This window comes from Paenibacillus sp. LS-5 (assembly GCF_056121505.1).
On the sequence record NZ_JBWAVA010000014.1, the window covers coordinates 103,265 to 123,289 of the forward strand.

Sequence of the window (20,025 nt, forward strand, 5' to 3'; positions counted from 1 at the left end):
GTCCCCTCTTCGGCTTAGTTGGCGCTCAATTGCCATTCATGCAAATAGTCGGAAGACAAATCCTGCCTTCCTGTTTCCCTGAAAATTTGTTCAAAACGTTCGATTTGCTCTTCAAGCGGCGTTCTTTTCGTACGAAAAGCTAACCGCAGCATATCCAGCGAGCGTCTCATTTGATCAAGTGTTGGCTCGGTTCCCTGCTCCTCCAGACTTTCCTGCATTTTGGCGATCTCCCGGTAGGGCTCCTGAAATCCCGTACGGTACTCGTCCAGATCAGGATTGCTATTCTTCGTACATACCGCAACCGCCAAACAACGGGTCACTATTGTCACAGCCTTTCCCTTAACGCTTACAGGATCAACAAGAAGAGAATGTGCCCGCTCCCGCTCCGCCTCTCTGTCAAAAGCATAGCTGTCGATTAATGGCGTATTCTTGCGAATGAGTGTACGCAGAACCGTCTCAGGCCCCATCTCCAGGGCTAACGTTATCCCCTGTTTCCGCATATAGGTAACTGACTCTGACCAACGCACCGGTGCTGTCATCTGTTCGACCAGCAGCTGTATGATCTGCTCCGGTCCGGCATAAGGCCGCGCTGTAACATTGGACAGCACCGGGTAACGTAGCGCCTTGAAGCTGTATTTCTTAAGCTCTTCCTCTAATTGAATGGCTGCCGGCTCCATCAACGGGCTGTGAAAAGGAGCACTTACTTTCAGTGGAGTGACACGGGCACCCATCTTCTCCAGCATCGAGCTTGCCTCTTCAACCGCAGGCTGGTGACCGGAGATCACAATTTGATTGGGGGCATTGTAATTGGAGATGACAACCCGGTGATTCTCGCGTGAGACCCGGGCAAGAACCTCGCGGATCTCTTGTTTGGAGAGCTGACCTACTGCCGACATCGTACCGGATGGTTCCGACAGGATGCTCCCCATAAGCATCCCCCGTGTGCGCACAATCCGCACCGCATCCGCAAATTCCAGACAGCCTGCAGCGCAAAGAGCGCTGAATTCTCCCAGACTGTGTCCGGCAACCATTACAGGCTCTACTCCTGTTTCCTGCATATACACACGGTAAGCAGCGATACTGGTTGCCAGTATCGCCGGCTGGGCATTCTCAGTTTTTCTTAATTCCATTTCGCTTCCTGTAAGAATCAGTTCCTGCAGATTGAAGCCGAGAGCGTCGTTCGCTTCTTCAAAGGTATGCCGCGCCACCTTGAACTCGTCTGTCCATTTCTTGCCCATGCCCGTCTTTTGCGAGCCTTGTCCTGGAAACAATAAAGCCAGTTTATGCATTAAACCCGCCTCCTTCAGTTTGAATAATCCATTCCAATGTCTTCATAAACAGACTTGTCCACTTCTCTGCCGTATCTCTGGCCAGACGGTCGGCCTGATAGTCGGCATGAAAGCTTATCCTGTCACCCGCTGGCGCTATATGTGCGGTTACCACAAAATCCATCACATGCCCATAATCTCCGTAAGCCCACTCCCGGAGCGAATATGCGGGGATGATCTGATTCGTGGCTTTGGTTATGATCATGTCCGTGAGCCATGCGATTGGATAACTTTCGCCACGGGAACCTTCCTGCCGCTGAATCGCCACACGTTCAATCAATTCATGGAACCCCGATAACCCCTCCAGTTCAACCGTGAAAGGAATAACCCCGCTCCCTTCTTCCGGCAAAAGCTGGATAGTAACTTCAGATTGTGCCGAAAGACTTGATAACACATAGAGATATGCACTAAGTCCGAGATCACTGATGGTACTGCGCTGCTGCGCTGCAAACCGGCTCAAGCTCTCGAAATCGGTTCCCCCTATCTCGAAGCTCCAGCCTTCACCGCTGCTGTCGTAATCCGTATCTGACAGATTATCAGGAAAGTCTAGCAGAGCCAGTTGCAGTTCTCTGCGTTCCCCGGTTGCCTTATCGATCCATTCGGCCAGTCCGGCGACTGTCGGAGAGACGAAAATATCAGCCGCGTTCAGCTTGCCGGGATAGTGGGCTTCAAGCCTGGAGTGCAGCATGACGGCCAGCATGGAGTTGCCGCCCAAATCAAAAAAGTTGTCATGAATCCCGATAATATCCTTGTTCAGCAGCTCTCTCCACTCCTGAATCAGCAAGGATTGCGTAGGAGTACCCGATTCTGCGAAAGCCTCTGCAAGAAGCGGCCTTTGTGTATCCGGTGCAGGCAGGGCATTCCTGTCTATCTTCCCACTCGTTGTTAGCGGAAGTTCCTGCAATTGCACAAAATAAGAGGGGATCATATATTCAGGCAAATACCTGGACAATTCCGCTCTTAGCGAATCTACCGACCATACCTGATCGGAAGTATAATAGGCAACCAGGTACTGCGCATGCTCTTCGGCAGTTCCCTTGGCTACAACTACACAGTGGTAAATCCCGGGTAGAGTAAGCATCCGGTGTTCAATTTCACCGGGTTCAATACGGTAACCTCTAATTTTCACCTGGAAATCGGTCCGGCCGAGAAATTGCAAATGTCCGCCATCCCATCTCACCAAATCACCGGTCTTGTAGAGGAGTCCCCCGGGATGAACGGGCAGTGACACGAAGCGTTCTTCCGTCAGTTCAGGCCGGTTCCAGTATCCCCGCGCAAGCCCGTCTCCACCAATATATAACTCACCGGCCGCGCCCATCGGCACCAGTCCGCCCTGTGAATCCAAAACATAAAACACAGTATTGGCAATAGGCGTTCCAAGCCCCGCTGCACCAGGAGATGTCACTTCCTGCACCGATGACCATACCGTCGTTTCTGTAGGGCCATACATATTGTAAATTCTTGCCCTGGTTAACATCCGCAGTTCCTGGATCAAGGTTGCCGGCAGCAGTTCCCCACCAATTAGAAGACCTTTTAAGGAAGCCAGAAATGATGGTTTATGCACGCTTCCCAGTAACATCTGCAGCCGTGAAGGCGTTGTCTGCAGCCATTTCCCTTTTTCCCGGATAATCAGATCATCCAGCTTCACAGGATCAATCTGGCTAACCTCATCTGCTATAATGATCCGAAGTCCCTGAGATAGCGGCAGCAGCGATTCGAGCACGAAAATATCGAATGAGATGCTGGTCACGGACACTATGGAATCCCCGGGATCAAAACTGATCCGGTCCGTAATGCCGAGAATGAAGTTATGCAGGGAAAGATGCTCAATCATGACTCCTTTGGGTTTGCCGGTCGAGCCAGAAGTATAGATCATGTAAGCCATATCACGTTCCGTGCAGCGAATCTGCGGATTCTCAGGCTGTGTGCCCTTTAATAAAAGCTCCGAGAGGACAATCAGCTGGATCTCGGTTTCAATGAACTGTTCTGGAAGGCAGCTTGTGTCTGCAATCAGCAACTGTACTCCGCTGTCTTCCAGCATGTAATTCATTTTTTCCGCCGGAGTGGAGGGATCAATGGGCAAATAGGCAGCACCGGTTTTCAAAATTCCCAGTTGCACCGCGAGAGTGTCTGCACTGCGGGGGATCAGCATGCCAACCCGTTGTCCAGGTGCAGCCCCCCTGTGTATTAAGTGTTCTGCTATGGCATTTGCTCTTTCATTCAACTGCTTATAGGTGTATCTTAGTGTACCGTCGGTCACTGCTTCTTGATCAGGATGCCTTATACTCTCAGCTTCAATTAATTCCACAACATTCAGCTTCCGGTCATAGGGACGGCTGGTGCGGTTGCCGAGCTCCATCCGCTCCCGCTGTTCCGGAGTAAAAAGATCACACTCCGATAGGGCCAGGGAAGGATTATAGATGCATTGAGCCGTCAAATGCATAAGATGGGCCACAATGTCCCGTACCCTGCTCTCACTATAGAGGGTGGTGTGATAGGCGGTTCTTATCCCAACAGTCTCTCCGGCAATGTAGAAGGTGAACTGAATATCTACCCCCGTCTCCTCACCGCCGTAACAGTCATCGTGCAGCCCTTCCATGCCGGCGGCTGTACGCAGGCGGAGAGGCAGGGGCTCTGCAGCTGTGTCATCGGCTAATAATTCCCGTATGGCGGAAAAGGGAAGATTTTTATATTTTTTCGCTTCATTCACGGTTTTCTGAACGGCGGACAACCAATTCCTGAATGAGTCTGAATCTTCCATATAGCTCCGCAGCATGAACAGCCCTTTCAAATCGGCATCGTCAGCTTCTCCCGCAAAGGGCGGCATACCAAGAACAACATCCTGTTCACCGGTATATTTGTACAACAAATAGCCAAGTGCTGCCGTTAACAGCAAATACACGGAAAATGGCGAGCCACCACCAGTCTTCAGAAGCTTCTCCGAGACAGGTGAGTCAAAGCGCGATTCGAAGAATCCCTCTAGTACACCATTCACCGTATCTTGCGGCTGCATTGGTTCAAATCCGCAGATCTCAGCAAGGCCACCCAGCTTGCTCAGCCAATAGTTCCGTTCTTCCTCCCACTCGTTGCCCGTCCGTATCAAATTAAGCGCAACCTGATTCAAGACCTGCATTCTCTGTCCCCCAATCCCTTATACTCTCAAGCCAGTGCGACAGAGTAATCCGCCAGCGTATAGTAGGTTTGAGTCTCTTCACGAATAAGATGGACCCATTCCTGTTGCTCCTCTTCGGAGATGCGTTTGGTTCTAAGGATAGTCAACAGCAGATCCAGAGCCGTCCGCATCTGTTCATAGCTCAGAGGAACCCCCGAGCGCTCCGTCTGCTCCTGCATTTGTTCCAACCGCTGGTAAGATTCCAGAACCCCTTGCCGGTAAGCCTCCTGATTATCATTAGCATTGGGAGTTGCTGCAGCAATAGCCAGGCAACGTCCCAGAAAGGTTGGATTATGCTTTTTGAGCTCCTCCATCGCATTCAAGCTCCCGATGAGCTGCTGGCGATCCATACGCTGATCGAAGCTGTAAGCCCGGGTGCCGCTGACATTCTCTTCAACCAATGCACTGAGTACATTCTTCGGTCCTAGCTCAATCGTCGTTGTCACCCCAAACCGCTTCAAGTATTGCATCGTCGCTTGCCACTGCACCGGCTGAATCAATTGCAGTGCTAGCATTTCCGCAATGGAACTATGACTTGGGTAAGGCCGTCCCGTAACATTAGAAATGACCGGCCAGCGGAGCGGATAATATGGAATGGACTGCAGCGTTTCTTTCAATTTCATGGCGACTTCCGCCATCATAGGGCTGTGAAAGGGAGCACTCATGAATAATGGTGTTGCTACCCCTCCGCTTTGGCCGATTCGTTCCTCCGCAGCCGCCACTGCAGAGGCTTGGCCCGAGATAGCCGCTTGCTTTGGAGCGTTCCGGCAACTGATGGATAGCTCATCTCCGTAAGGGGAAATTTCCAGACACACTTGCTCCAGATCTTCCATAGAGATGCTGTCAATGATGCTCATAGCCCCTTCTCCACGGTCGATCAACAATTGAGTCAGTTCGCCGCGTTGTCTGACCAGTCTAAGCGCATCTGCAAAGCTTATAGCTCCGCCAGCCGTAAGCGCGGCATACTCACCCAGACTGTGTCCGGCGGAGAATTCCGGTTCTATGCCAACCTCCTGCATATAGACCCGGTAAGCACTAATGCTGGCCGTCAGCATTGCCGGCTGAACAATCCCGGACTTACCCAGGTCACTATAGCTGCCATCAAAGCACAGAGCTGACAGATCGAACCCAAGTACATCATTAGCCTCTTCAAAGGTTTGCCTAGCAATGGCATATTCCTCGTGTAGACTCTTGCCCATCCCGATATATTGCGAGCCTTGTCCAGGAAATAATAATGCGATTTTTTCCATATAACGCTTCCCCCTAATCCATTACTCTTACGTTCACATAGTCGGGGAAGGGCTGAACATTATCGAGGTTATTCCTCAATATAGTTACCTCACCGTTGACTTCAACTTCCTCAAATCCGGCAAAACGGTAAGTCACATACATCATCCGGTTGCGCTGGTTGGCCACAAACTCAGCGCGTAGCTTACGGTTAGCCTTCTTGGCCTCCTGCATTACATAATTTAACATTATGCTACCCACCCCGCGCGACATCACCCGGCAAGACATAAGCAGCAGCTTCAAGGTCCATTCCTCTTCCCCGCACTCTACAAGGGTCAGTCCGATTTTACCGTATTGCCCGTACTTATCCTCCAACCCCGAAATGAATAGAAGATGCCGGTCTGAACGTGAGAAGGCATCCAATTCGTCATAGGAATAGGTGTAGCCTGTTGTATTCAACTGATGGGTCCGTACGGTTAATTCCTCCGCTCGCTTCAAATCATCGGCCCCCACACGGGAAATAGTGAACCGCATACCCAAGGTTGCCAGGAACTCCTCCTGCGGACCCTGGAACTGATCTTCTACCTCCTTGCGGATGATATCCGTCATATACATTTTACGGCGCAGCTTCGAATCTTCCGTCAAAAAGAGGGGGGTCATATCCGCTCTTTCCAGCAAATTCTCAATATCATCGGCAGAAATGCAGCGGACCTGAGGCAGCTCAAATTCGACTTCCTCTCTTTCAAAGGCCTGATCATCAACGAAAGCAATCGTATCCAGTCCGATATTAATCAGCTCAGCAATCTTGCGGATCGATGAGGATTTGGAGCTCCAGTGGATCTGCGGGTACAAGAAATACTCATCAATCCCAAGCTGTTTCAGAACAGTCATGGCATGCTCATGGTCATTTTTGCTGGCGATGGATTGGAGAATCCCCCGTTCGTCAAGCGTTCGGACCACTTGAAGCACATTTTCCCTAAGCTCTACTTCCCCGTCTTCAAGTAACACTCCATTCCACATCGTATGATCCAAATCCCAGACCAGGCATTTCACCTTGGCTTCTGTCTCCTTGTGGCCCGGCCGGTTGACCGATTGCGCTTGAGTCGCTTCCAATTGAATTCCTTCTCTCCGTGGTTTAGGTTTTATTGCACTGGCACCAAACGATCCACCAGCTCGGCGATAGCATCAATAGTCCGGAAATTATCAAAATTCATATCATTATTCTGAATACGGATTTTGAACTGCGATTCCAGGAACATAACCAGCTGCATGGCAAACAGCGAATTCACAAAGCCGGATGCAAAAATATCGTCATGATCCTCCAGCGTAACATTCTTTATATAACGGGACAGAAACTGGCGAACACTAGCTTTGATTTCATTCATGAATAATTCCACCTTCGCTTATTTTTTTGGGAATAGATTAACAATTAGGAATAATTATAGAACCCTTGCCCCGATTTGCGTCCAAGCTTCCCGGCATCTACCATTTTTCTGAGAAGCGGGCAGGACCGGAACTTCGGATCTTGATACGCATCGTATAACGCTTCAACGGAGTACAGGATCGTATCCAGTCCGATCAGATCCCCCGTTTCCAAAGGACCGCTTTTATGTCCAAAACATTCTTTGAAAATCGTATCAACCTCTTCCGGCAATGCCACCTGGTCCTGAACCAGCCAAATAGCTTCATTAATAGTCAGCATTAACACGCGGTTGGATACAAAGCCGGGCATATCGTTCACAACCACACATTTTTTGTTCATGCTGGCCAGCAGTTGCTTAGCGTTATCAATCGTAGCCTCAGAAGTGTATGTTCCACGGATCGCCTCAACCGTCGGTATAAGGGGGACCGGGTTCATGAAATGGATGCCCAGGATCCGGTCTGCCCTTTGGGTCAGCGAGCCGATGCGGGTAATCGAAATACAGGATGTATTTACAGCAAACACCGTGGATTCCGGGCAGATCGCGTCTAGTGCCGGATAAATCTCTTTCTTGATCTCCCATTTTTCCGTAGCATTTTCAATCACAAAATCTGCATCGTGCATAATGTGCAAATCTGTACTTGTCTCAATTCTGCTGAGTACTTCATCCGGATCGAAATGATCTCCTCCCTGGGAATAAAAGCTCTGAAACCGGACATTTTTGTAAATTTCTTCTTTAGCCTTATCCAAAATATCCTTGTTGATGTCCATCAGCAGCACTGAATACCCGGACTGAGCTAGACTTTGCGATACCCCGATCCCCATTACACCTGCACCCACAACGCCGATACGCTTCATATTCCCTTTCCCCTCTCGAATCCTAAGTTAAAAATCAAAATCGACATGAAGCTCCTCACCGAAGCTCGATATCATCTGGCGGCCGCTTTTCAGCTCCAGTTCATCAATTCTCCCGTTACTGTTCAGCCGCATGGATTCCAGGAGACCGACATAATCCTCCTTCATCCGGCTGATTGTTGCTTCGCTAAATAATTTCGAGGCATATTCGAAACTGCATTTCAGTTTTCCCTTAACCTCCTCTACCTCAAGTGTGATATCAAATTTAGAAACGTAGGTAGGAATATCATCATTTAGCGTCAGGATTAAATCCGAGGTTTGAATGATGCTCTTGCCTACATTGTGAAAAATAAAACAAACATCAAAAAGCGGATTTCTGGAAGGGTCACGCTTTACCTTAAGCACATCCACAATCTCATCAAAAGGAATATCAGAGTGGCTGTACGCTTCCAGTGCAGTCTGGCGGACTTCCTTAAGAAAATCTTGCAGTCTCTTGTGCGGTTGAGGATAATTGCGCATCGGCAAGGTGTTGATAAATGCGCCTACTACCGCTTCCAGATCACTGCTGGGCCTGCCCAGAATAGGAGAGCCAATAACAATGTCTTCCTGACCTGAGTACCTGTAGAGCAAGATATTAAAAGCAGCCAGCAGCACCATAAACAGCGTGGTGTCGGAGTCTACCGCCAAGCGTTTGATGTCTTTCACCTGATCTTCTTCCAGATAAAACCGGAGCAGCCTTCCCTCAAGCCGCTTGCTATCTGGACGTTCATAATCCAGCGGCAGCTCAAGCACCGGAATCCCACCTTTGAAGACATTGGACCAATAAGCGGATTGTTCGGCGATCAGACTGCCCTTTGCCAGTTCATTTTGCCAAAGCGCATAATCCTTATACTGCACCTTCAACTCCTCAAGAGGCTGCCGCTCGTAGCAAGCTACCAGGTCACGGATAAGAATATCCATCGAAACACCGTCGGTAATAATATGATGCATATCGAACAGCAGCAGGTGCTTGAGCGGACTAAACTTCAGTATCTTTATTCTCAAGAGCGGTGCTTCGCTCAGATCAAAGGGACGGATGAAATCACTGACAAGGGCTTCCACCCTGTCCTCTGTTGTTTCCTCATAGCCCATTTCAGGTGCTACGGTTGGATGAATGATCTGCACGGGTCCATCCGGCGACAATTGAAATGAGGTACGCAGCGCTTCATGCCTGTGGATCAAGGCCTGAAACGTCTCTTCCAGCCGCTGAATATCGAGCGGACCCTCTATATCCAGAAAGCGGGTAATATTATAGTGTGTGTTATGTCCCTCCATGCGGTCCACCACAAACATTCGCTTCTGTGTAAAAGAAACCGGGTACTGCTCCATGAGCGGGGCCGGAATAATTGGCGGATAGCTCCACTTGGCAGCTACTTCCCCGGCAGCCTTTGCTTCTTCAAGGAATGAAGCAAGCCCGGAAATCATGGGATGCAAGAACAGTTCATTCACACTTAGCAGGATGCCGAGCCGCTTATTGAGATTGTTCATGATGCGGATACCTAGTACGGAATCCCCGCCCAATTCATAATAATTGTCGTGTATGTTCAGGACGGTGAAGCCCAGCGTATCCCCCCAAATCTGGCCAACCGTCTGCTCCATCTCTGTATACCGGCCATCTTCCCGGCCCACAAGACGGATGGGTACAGCTTCCTTCACACCGCGCACAGCTTTATCTTCAGCGGCCCCATCCGGGTGCAAGATAGCGCTAATCTGCTCATCCCATTGATAGGGGAAGAGCCGCAGCAGATGTATCATAGACGGATTGAATTCAAATACAGCGACCTGTTCGAGTCCGGTATGGAATACTTGCCGGAAAGCATTGACTCCCTGCTTCGTAGGCAACGCTTTAACGAGGGTGTCCGCAGTAAATCCCGTATCGCAGGCCATCCCTGTCTCCTTCCAGGTAGACCAATTTATTGCCATTGTCCGCTTTCCCTTTAGGCTCCGGTGGGCTGCATAACTGTCCATATAGGCATTAGCCGCCACATAATCAACCTGGCCCGGGGCACTGAAATATGTCGATACAGACGAGAACAGAATCATGAAATCAAGAGCATCTCCGGCTGTCAGATGATCAAGGAGCCAGGTACCAGCTACCTTAGGCGCACTGATCTGATTGAACTCTTCCTCTGATTTGCCGATAATCAGCTCCATCCCGGGAATTCCGGCACTATGGATAACTCCGTTGATTCGGCCGTAACGCTCCCGTAGTCCGTTCACTATCTGAGTCATTGCCTGCTCATCCTGCAATTCTGCCGCGAAGTATTCCACCGAAGCTCCTTGCGCTTCCAGCAACCGGATCCCTTCAAGACGCGCACAGACCTTGGCCTCTCGGCCCTCATCGAGGATTTCGTTCCATCGTTCCCGCTCAGGCAGCGATGAACGGCCGATAAAAGCCAGCTTCACCCGCTGTTCGGCCGTCATGGCTTTGGCAATCTCGAGTCCGATACCACCGAGTCCTCCGGCGATAATATATACACCCTTCTCTTTCAATTCCAAAGGCCGTTCTGGGGATTCTTGAACAGAAAGAGTACGTAAATACTCGCCATATCTCTTGCCCCTGCGATAAGCAATAAACCCTCCATCCTGGATATAACCCAGTTCCGCCATAATCTGTTCTATCCCGGAGCTGTCGTCCAAGTCCAGACATAGACAATGGATTTGCGGCAACTCCCTGGCAATTACCTTGCCCACTCCATATAATGAAGCATTCTCTGGAATGATCTCCGGTTCGGAGCCGTCTACAGCTTGTGCAAGCCGTGACACCAACAAATAATCCACCGGCTCCCAGCCCAGGCGGGCAATAGTCTTGGCAATTAGATATGCACTGGAAGCACCGCGCGCATAAGCTGCGTCCAGCTCTCCTAAGGAAGCTGCCGGTACCGCTGCTCCTGTTAATGTAGACATATGGACCACCAGGCTAGGCGGATTGGAACACAGCGTTTCAAAAAAGCTCCCGATTGCAGCTTCTGTTGGGGCCGCGATATAACGAAACTCCTGTTGTTTCGAGAACGGACCGAAGTCCATTTCGTAGACCACTCTGCCCTGTTGTCTGAATGCTTGGGCTAAGGAGGCAGACCTTTCACAATCCCCTCCACCAACAATCACAACACTTCCAGTATCCGTCCGAATTCCCGCTGTAGCTGTGCTTAACGGATTCTCCCGCCATTCAAGCCGGTAAAATAACGATTTTGGCTGCTGCGTTTGCTCCTGCTTCCCCCCTGCAGTCTTACCGCCTGCCTCCAACCAGCAGCGGTAATTGTCGAATGGATACAGGGGTAGTTCCATCCGCTTGGAATTTACACCTTCATACCAACGGTCCCACGACACCACAGCCCCGGAAGTATAACAACGGGCAAGCTTGAGAAGCACGGCTGTTCTGCTGCCGCCTCGATGCAGCTCATCCAGAAGTTCTTCACTCTCTTGGCTGACGGCCTGCTGCTCCTCCTCGGTTATTTCTCCGGGTGCCACTGTTCTTCCGGCAGTGATAACGCGGCAACAGCCGTAAGATATGCCTTGCTCTTGAAGTTCGGCAAGCGGCTCACCTTCCGTCAGTCTATACAATCCATCAAGAATGTCTGCAGTTGAATGGGCAAACACCGCGAGTCTGTAATCAAAGTGCCCCCGGCCGCAACTTGCAGTGAAGCACAGATCCTCCAGAACGGGCTGGTTCTCTTCCAGAAAATCAATATATGAAGAAACGAGTGTCTCCAGCGCTTCCTGACTTTTGGCAGACAGCGTGAACAGCATAGGTTTATTTCCTGCAGCCGCATGAACTTGCGCCGGATACACCGGGGGCTCCTCCAGCACAACATGCGCATTGGTGCCGCTCAATCCCAGTGAAGTCACCCCGCATCTGCGCGGCGTATCACCCTGCTCCCAGTAGCGGCTCCGGGTGTTCACATATACTGGAGAATCCAGAAAAGGGATGTAACGGTTCGGTGTTGTGAAATGGAGTGTCTTCGGCAAGCGTCTGTTTCTCAGCGCCATAACGGCTTTAATTAAATTAGCCATGCCGGCCGCTTCGTATAGATGTCCGATGTTAGGCTTTACCGAACTGATCGCACAGAATTGCTTGCGTTCCGTGTACTTGCGGAATGCTTTCTCAATGCCTTCAAGTTCAATGGGGTCTCCCAGGCGCGTACCTGTTCCGTGGGTTTCAATGTAAGACAGGGACTCGGGCGAAATACCTGATTTCTCCCAAGCCTGAACCATTAACTGGGTATGCGCTTCAGGATTCGGAGCAGTAATGCCATTCGAGGCTCCGTCATTATTAATAGCTGAGCCCTTAATTACCGCATGAATCGTATCCCCATCCCGCAGCGCGGCGGACAGGGGTTTAAGCAGAACAGCAGCCGTTCCCTCACCGAAGCCCGCTCCGTCGGTTGAATCGGTAAATGTCCGCGTGCGGAAGTCGGAAGATTCTATGCCTGATTTATATTCTTCGCCCAGAAGAGGGAGCAGATGAAGCTTGACCGCACCGGCAATGGCTGTATCGCAGTCGCCATTCAGAATCCCCTGACAGGCCAAATGTACCGTAACCAACCCAGAGGAACAGGCGGTATCCACAACCATAGTTGGACCCCGCAGGTTCAAATAGTAGGCGATTCTTGAGGGAATCATTGCCGGCAGATTGGACGCCACAGACAGAGGGACACTCATAGGCTCGACATCAAGAATCATCTTCTGGTAATTGTCCTTTATCGTTCCGGCGTATCCAACATAGACCCCGGTTTGGGTGCCAGCCAGCGCTTGCCCTCCATATCCCGCATTCTCCAGCACATGCCAGGAGGTCTGCAGGAACAGACGCATTGCCGGGTCCATCAAGCTGGCCTCCTTCGGGGACATGCGGAAAAATTTATAATCAAATCCGTCGATATTCTCCAGAAACGAACCCTCGGCGAAGCCGATCTGATCTTCAGGATAGTCCGTATAATGAAGATATCTGACCATGTCCTGCGTACGTGCTTCCGGAAACTTCCGTGTAGCGTCTACTCCCGCTTCAAGATTCGCCCAGAATTCCTCCACGCTGTCAGCACCCGGAAACTGGGCAGCGACACCTATGATCGCAATATCCTTGGAGGCTAACTCCCCATGATTATTGCCGCCGTCCTGAATCATTTGCAGCAGGCTGGCAGCCAATTCGCGGCTCATTGCTCCATCCTTGGCACTGTTCAGAATTAACCTTAATAAGGCTTCCATTACGTCCCCTACCTTCTCAACTGCTTGATGGCATCCTCTATCACTAATGTTCCATTGGCGAATCCTGCAACCAGATCTTCTAGCGTTTCTGTTTCATCGGACGCTTTCGGTAGATGCCCAGAATGGTCACCGTGTGCCTGCAGCTCCTTGCCGGACTGTGCCAGAATCTGCTTGCCTCTGGCCAAGCTGCGGGCAACGGATTCTCTAGGCTTGCGGAAAGGCGCAGGAGCGGTTGCCGCCTCAGCATACTGCATCAGCTCTTCCCGTTTCAGAACAGGCTTCGCATCCGCTCCTGGCCCAGCTTGCGGGAGGGACTCGCTGGAACCGGCAAGGAACCGCGCCAGCCTCGAAATGGTCGTGTACACAAAAAGATCGGTCATCTTCAACTTACCGGGGAAGGCCTGCTGGAGACGGGCATAGATCGTATTCAATAAAATCGAATTCCCGCCGGCCTCAAAAAAGTTGTCATTCAGCCCGATATCAGGCTTGCCCATTCCTGTCCGGTAAATGTTCAGGAGTACATTCTCGATGTCTTTGCCGTCTACAGTTACAGCTACAGGCTCAGGTGTGTTCTCCCTTGCTTCCGGGGCCAATACCTTCGTCTTGGTTGTAGGCATGGGCAGCAACTCTTCAGAAGGAAGCTCCACCCAGTACGACTGCCTATTGAAGAAATAGGCAGGCAAATGAAGGCGATTGACACTCCCTACAGGGTACAGCTCATCCCAATTCGGCTCGCCTCCCTGCAGATACATTTCAGCCAGCGCCGACTCTGCACTGCCATCAGATAGCAGTGTCCAGGCTTCAGGCTCCTTGGCGTAGGCCGCCAGTTGGGACCTTAAGTCAGCTACGCTGCTGCACACTATAGCCAACCGGCAGGCATGATGATCCCGGCCTGTATTCACAGTCCAGCATATATCTGTAAGTGATTCATTGGCATGCTCTGCCAAAAAGGCTTCATATCGCAAAGCCATGCCTCTTAGCGAAGCCGGATGGGCAGCGGACAAAGTAAATATTTCTTTGCGCCAGCGAAGTGCCGGATTGCTTGCCGCTTGGCGCGGGGCTTCCTCAAGGACAACATGGCAGTTGGTGCCGCTGAAGCCGAAGGCGCTTATGGCAGCCCGGCGGGGTGCATCTCCCTCCGGCCAGCGTCTCAGCCTGTTGTTCACATACAGGGCCGTTCGGATGAACGGAATATGCGGATGCGGACGCTTGAAATGAAGAGTTGGAGGAATTTCCTGGTGCTGTAGGGCCAAGCAAGTCTTAATAAGCCCGGCAATGCCGGCAGTCTGATAACAATGTCCAAGATTCGATTTCAGCGAACCTATCGCACAAAACTGCTTATGGTCTGTAAATTTCTCAAAGGCCTTCTGCAGACCATCCACCTCGATAGGATCTCCAAGCCTGGTTCCAGTCCCATGCGCCTCTATAAGTGAGAGACTCCTTGGATCAATACCAGCCGAATCCCAGGCACGCAGCACTACATCCGTCTGGGCTTTACCATTCGGGGCGGTGATGCCGATTGAACTGCCATCCTGATTGACTGCGCTCCCCTTAATCACTGCATAAATCGGGTCTTTGTCCTGCACAGCAGCCCTAAGCGGCTTCAGCAGCACACAGGCTACCCCTTCCGAGGAAGCGGCTCCGTCAGCCTGTCCGTCGAAGGTTCGGGTGATCCCATCCGATGATTCCATCCCAACTTTTGCTTCCTTTACATCCAGCGGGGTTAGATTCAGACGAATTCCGCCTGCAAGTGCCATCTCGCAATCTCCTGAGCGTATGGCATTTACCGCCAGATGAACGGCCACCAATGATGAGGAGCAGGCCGTATCTATCAGCATTGCAGGCCCATGCAGATCGAGTAAATATGAGATGCGGCTAGCTGAGATTGAATCCAGATTACCGGGCACTCCCAAGGGTTTGGCCAGTGTATCCGCCGTTTCGGAGACCATCTGTAAATATTTCGTCTCTCCCATATAACCGACATGCCCCACATATACACCGGTTCTGCTTCCTCTCAGCTTCTTTCTGCTGCAGCCTGAATCCTCAATAGCTTCATAGGCGCATTCCAGAAAGATACGCTGTTCGGGTGACATCATCCGGGCCTCTATTTCCGAAAGCTTGAAGAAGCGGGGATCAAATTCGGCAATGCTGTCCAAATAACCCCCATCCATATATCGATATGGCCCCTCCTGGCGTTTGGTAAGCCGAAGATATCGGTCTCCCAATTCCTGTCTCTGCTCAGGAAAAGGTCCTGTACTGTCTACGCCGCTTCGCAGCATCTGCCAGAATTGCTCCGGGTTGTCTGCACCAGGCATCCGGAGTGACATGCCGATTACCGCGATCTCCCCGCTGTCCTTCTCCTCCAATATGGGGGTGTCCTTCAGCAGATTACGGTTAAATGCAGGAAGCTTCATCGTCTTTGGTTCCATTGCTCATTCCCTCCTTCTTCCGCTTGATCAACCGTGAATAATGGATAGTTCTGCCGCATGTTCAAGCATGTGGATGTAGTTGGCAAAGACAATACGGATTTCCTCTTTGTTCAGTAGTCTTTCATTAAAAATAAACGCAATCTCCATTCCTGCTGCCAAACTGCCCACTTCAACAATCAGGTCATACCCTTTCAGCAAGTCATCTGTTGATTCGCCAGTTTCCCTGTTCAGGAAGAGCGGTGACACAAAGAGCCTTGATTGCACCTGCTGCCGGTTAAACATATCGGTTAGCCGGAAGGACGGAAGCTCCCGCCTCCGCAGAAGCTGAATCGCCTGCAGCGCAATGGTCAGGTCCCTCAATTCAGAGTGGGCAAGGGTAATCCCTTCCGCTTTGTTCCGCAGCAATTGGGCGTGCAGTTCAATTTGAAGCGAATCAGGGGCCACCTGAGATAAAAGAATCATATATATTCCAAGCAGCAGTTCGTCTACTCCGGCGTTCAGTCCAAGGGCTGCCTGCCGCAGATGCTCCGACTGAATTCCGGTTAACCCATATCTAAGCACACAGCGCTTGACCCCGGCAGAATACATCCCGGTATCAGCCATATACAGACCGGGAAGCTCAAGTGCGGCAGGCTTCCGGGAAGCCTCGGACTTCATAATATACTGGGCCAGATCATGAATGGTGGGATAGGCGAAGGGATCGGTGATGCTTACTACGCCGGGATACTCGGCTTCAATGTCCTCTATCATCTGCAAGAGCAGCATAGAGTTCCCGCCAATCTCAAAAAAATGGTCGTAAATGCCAACCTGGGCTAGTCCAAGCGTGTCCTGCCAGATTTCGGAGAGACGAATTTCAATATCCGTCTGTGGCAGAACGATTTCTTTGTTGTGATGCTCCTGCTCCAGAAGAGGGGCTAGATCACGGATGATTTCGCTGTACTCCCCCTGCTTGTAAGACTCTCCAAGAACATATCGCTGTACTTTACCGCTGGTTGTCTTCGGAATCATTTTGACCGGGATGACCTTGTCCACATCAATCGCCATACGTCGGTTAATCTGGCGGCTCACCTCAGCCGCTAATCCAGCAAAGACCGCCAATGGCTTTTTGTATTGGATAAAGACCAGAATCATGTCTCTTTCAAGCACTTCATCATACAGGCCGGCTACGGCAACCTTGCCCAGTTCCACCCCTTCCGTGTCTTCGGCGATCCGTTCGATATCATGGGGATAAGCATTCCGTCCATTCACAAAAATAATATCTTTAGCCCGGCCAGTAACCACTAGATTGCCGCCCTGCAGAAATCCCAGATCCCCGGTATTCACCCATCCGTCTCCGGTAATCAGCTTCGCAGTTGCGGCCGGGTTATTGTAGTACCCCCCGGTAACATTCTTGCCTCTGATCTGAATGTATCCTATGCTCGACTCCGGAAGACTTGCTGCCGAATCCGAGCTTATCCGGATTTCGCAGTCGTTCAGGGCGGATCCTAACTCCACCAGTGCCAGCGCATGCATGCCGGCCTCTCCTTCTGGAATGAATCTGACTTTCTCGCCGACTGCAAGGAACCGTCGGTCCACAGTTACGGTTACAAGCTCGGTGTCAGGTGGAGGAAATGAAACACCAACGCTGGCTTCCGCCAGTCCATAGACCGGAAATACAGACGTCCGCTTCAGGCCGTAGTTCTCAAGCAGATCCATAAATCGATGGCATAAATTAGGGGCAATCGGTTCAGCTCCATTAAAAATGGTACGAATGCAGGACAAATCCCAGTCTGTCGCATTTCTCGGCTTAAAAGCCGTCATTAGCAGCTTATACCCGAAATTGGGAGAAGCGGTCCGGGTGACGCGGTGCTTATTTACCTTGTCCAGCCAAATCATCGGCCGGCGGGCGAATATATCCGTCGGAATCAGATAGCTGTTAATTTGCCGGTACATCGGAGCTAAATACATTCCTATCAGTCCCATATCATGCGTTAGGGGCATCCAGCTTAAATACGAGTCCTTTTCGGTAATAGCAGCTTTGTGAATAATCCCACTAACATTGGCGACGAGATTGCCATGAGTTAGCGTTACCCCTTTTGGTGCCCCTGTGGAGCCGGAGGAAAATTGAATAAAAGCGATGTCCTGCTCCCGGACTTCATGGATTACACCGGTATTATGGTGAATGTCTGCCTGCAGTGCGTCTTCCAGCCAAATCAGTCTGTCCTCCATGAACGGATTCAGTTGAAGGAAGCCTTCCAGCTTCCCGGAGATCCGGCGTTCTACAACAAGATGGGGAGAAGAGAGACTGTTCCAAATATGCGTCAGCTTAAGCCGGTAATCCTCTGTGGTGCCCAGGGAACAAGGAACGGGAATAATCCCTCCCAAAATACAAGCCCAGAACAGTGAAAGGAAGTGGAGATTATCCTCAATCTGGAATAGCATCTCTTCACCAGGCCGGATACCAAGCTCCTGCAGGTAACCCAGAAGAAGGAGCGATTTGCCGTACAGTTCCCGATACGAAATAAAATTCTCATCCTGTGAGGACTCAATGAAGGTTACTCCCACATGATCCAGCACCGAATTATTGATAAAAGCTTCAGTAAGCGTATTGCCGTTCAATGCGATCCCTCCAAACAGCTTAATAGAATCTGATTAATCAGCTTTGACACTTCTTCCGGGTACTCGGTAATGAAAAAATGCCCTCCTCTCATCTCATAGATATGAGAAGACGCATTACCCAGCTCTTTCCATGGCAACAAGTCCCTGAAGCGAATATGGTTGTCGTTTCTTCCCGTCAATACCGTCAGCCCGCAGGTTACAGAAGCCTGATTCTGGTGATATTTATAATTCTCTGTGATTTGAAAATCGCTTTTTAGAATGGGCAGAAATACCTTTAGAACATCGGGATTATCCAGCACATCCTCGGAGGTCCCCCCATAATCTCTCAATGCCCCAATAAAATTGCTGTCATCCATTGAGGAGTATTCCGTTTCCGATTCCAATTGAGGTGCTTGTCTGCCCGATACAAAAAGATGTAGCGGCAGCTCCCCGCCCCTGCGCCGGATCGCATGATACACTTCGTAAGCCAGCCAACTGCCCATGCTGTGTCCGAACAGGGCATAGGGTCCCTCTGCGATCTCATCCTTAATTTGCTCATAGATATCCTCAACAGCAGTATCAAAATCAGTGTACAAGGCTTCCTTGAACCGGCTTCCCCTCCCCGCCAGTTCAACCGGCAGCAGTTCAATGGAAGGATGAATAAAGGTCCGCCACTTACTGAAGACCATAGCAGAGCCTCCCGCATAAGGAAGACACAGCAGCTTAATAGGTTGCATAACTCTCTCCTGACCTTTCTCTGAACTCTCTGAGCAATTCCTGGCAATCTATGTTCTGAATCTCCTTCGGATAATGGGGACTTTCTGAGCAGAGTGTGACTTTATAGTTAGCGGAAAGATGAAATGACTTGAAGTAGCATTCCACCTGGGCTACCGGAGAGCCGTCCTGTTCAACAAGCTCTATGCGTTCAGCGGAAATATGCAGGGAAAAAGAATTGAGTGGCATGGACAACCCGGTCCCCTTGAACTTAATGTAACTCTCCTTGGCGGTCCACAGTTGATAGAAATGATCCAAGCGTCTGTCCTCTGGCATCCTCTGAATCTCTTGATTCTCACCGGGGGTAAAGAAGCGGCTGGCAATGGACAGATCTATAGGTTTGATCTCTTCCACATCAATGCCTAGCGGCTTCTGGTCAATAGCGCAAAGTACGTAGTCTCCCGCATGGGAGAGATTGAATTGACAGTCTGGCAAATCGGCAAGATAAGGCTTCCCGTAACGGTTAACAGCGAATCGGAGAGAACGGTTATCCAAGCGGTACTCCCTGATCAGCAGTGTGCGAATCAGAGCTTCCGCGAGTACGCTGCGGATGCGGTCTTCTTTTCTCCGGAACCGAAGTGTCCTCTGTCTCCGTTCTTCCGACAAAAGATTCATCACTTCCTGAACATTCACAGTGGAGGCTTTGGGAATTTTGACGCTGAAAATCCGGACCATTTTCTCAACTCCTTAAAATCACCAAAATCTATAAATCAATTTTTCTATATTTTTACTCCAAAGACATGCCCATTCTAAATCATATTTTTTAGAGTGTCTACTAAATTATTCCAACAAATAACGACATTTTCTCCCTTTTTAACCCTTTATATCCCTTTTAATTCCTTATAATTCTATCTCGTGAGAGTATTTCTGACATTATTTCATTCACATGTGCTATTTCTGTATCAACGCACGATCAAATCGGTAGTTATATTTTCATAAATTTTGGAAAAAGAATGTCTATTCTATGAAATAACATTCATTTCCTTTAGTAATAATATCTAT

Annotated in this window: 11 protein-coding genes; all 11 read right to left on the reverse strand. The window is 50.3% G+C overall.

What is annotated here, in order from left to right; genetic code table 11:
• Positions 1 to 14: 14 nt before the first annotated feature.
• The 11 genes from fabD (AC0MA3_RS19340) to AC0MA3_RS19390 are packed head-to-tail and all read right to left on the reverse strand — an operon-like array spanning position 15 to position 19,698.
• A complete protein-coding gene (gene fabD / locus AC0MA3_RS19340) occupies positions 15 to 1,289 on the reverse strand; it encodes an ACP S-malonyltransferase (protein WP_474657365.1) in 1,275 nt (424 codons plus the stop codon).
• The gene (locus AC0MA3_RS19345; protein ID WP_474657366.1) at positions 1,282 to 4,461 is read right to left on the reverse strand and encodes a non-ribosomal peptide synthetase; all 3,180 of its coding nucleotides are present in this window, start codon (positions 4,459 to 4,461) and stop codon (positions 1,282 to 1,284) included. Before AC0MA3_RS19345 ends, fabD (AC0MA3_RS19340) begins: the two co-directional genes overlap by 8 nt.
• A gap of 26 nt (positions 4,462 to 4,487) precedes the next feature.
• Positions 4,488 to 5,750, reverse strand: a complete 1,263-nt coding sequence (fabD, locus tag AC0MA3_RS19350; protein WP_474657367.1) for an ACP S-malonyltransferase — start codon at positions 5,748 to 5,750, stop codon at positions 4,488 to 4,490.
• A gap of 13 nt (positions 5,751 to 5,763) precedes the next feature.
• The gene (locus AC0MA3_RS19355; RefSeq protein ID WP_474657368.1) at positions 5,764 to 6,840 is read right to left on the reverse strand and encodes an HAD-IIIC family phosphatase; all 1,077 of its coding nucleotides are present in this window, start codon (positions 6,838 to 6,840) and stop codon (positions 5,764 to 5,766) included.
• Between the two features lie 29 nt (positions 6,841 to 6,869).
• Positions 6,870 to 7,112, reverse strand: a complete 243-nt coding sequence (locus AC0MA3_RS19360) for an acyl carrier protein (RefSeq protein WP_474657369.1) — start codon at positions 7,110 to 7,112, stop codon at positions 6,870 to 6,872.
• 44 nt (positions 7,113 to 7,156) lie between these two features.
• On the reverse strand, positions 7,157 to 8,005 hold the full coding sequence (locus AC0MA3_RS19365) for a 3-hydroxyacyl-CoA dehydrogenase family protein (protein WP_474657370.1): 849 nt from the start codon (positions 8,003 to 8,005) through the stop codon (positions 7,157 to 7,159).
• Positions 8,006 to 8,032: 27 nt separating this feature from the next.
• Positions 8,033 to 13,243 carry an SDR family NAD(P)-dependent oxidoreductase gene (locus tag AC0MA3_RS19370; protein ID WP_474657371.1) on the reverse strand — a complete coding sequence of 1,737 codons (5,211 nt, stop codon included), beginning with the start codon at positions 13,241 to 13,243 and terminating at the stop codon, positions 8,033 to 8,035.
• A gap of 8 nt (positions 13,244 to 13,251) precedes the next feature.
• Positions 13,252 to 15,672, reverse strand: a complete 2,421-nt coding sequence (locus AC0MA3_RS19375; protein ID WP_474657372.1) for a type I polyketide synthase — start codon at positions 15,670 to 15,672, stop codon at positions 13,252 to 13,254.
• Positions 15,673 to 15,699: 27 nt separating this feature from the next.
• Entirely contained in the window at positions 15,700 to 18,270 is a 2,571-nt protein-coding gene (locus AC0MA3_RS19380) for a non-ribosomal peptide synthetase (RefSeq protein ID WP_474657373.1), read from the reverse strand.
• Positions 18,267 to 18,986 (reverse strand): thioesterase II family protein, encoded by a 720-nt coding sequence (locus AC0MA3_RS19385; RefSeq protein ID WP_474657374.1) that lies wholly within the window; start codon positions 18,984 to 18,986, stop codon positions 18,267 to 18,269. The genes AC0MA3_RS19380 and AC0MA3_RS19385 overlap by 4 nt, the downstream gene beginning before the upstream one ends.
• The gene (locus AC0MA3_RS19390) at positions 18,973 to 19,698 is read right to left on the reverse strand and encodes a 4'-phosphopantetheinyl transferase family protein (RefSeq protein ID WP_474657375.1); all 726 of its coding nucleotides are present in this window, start codon (positions 19,696 to 19,698) and stop codon (positions 18,973 to 18,975) included. Before AC0MA3_RS19390 ends, AC0MA3_RS19385 begins: the two co-directional genes overlap by 14 nt.
• Positions 19,699 to 20,025 lie beyond the last annotated feature (327 nt).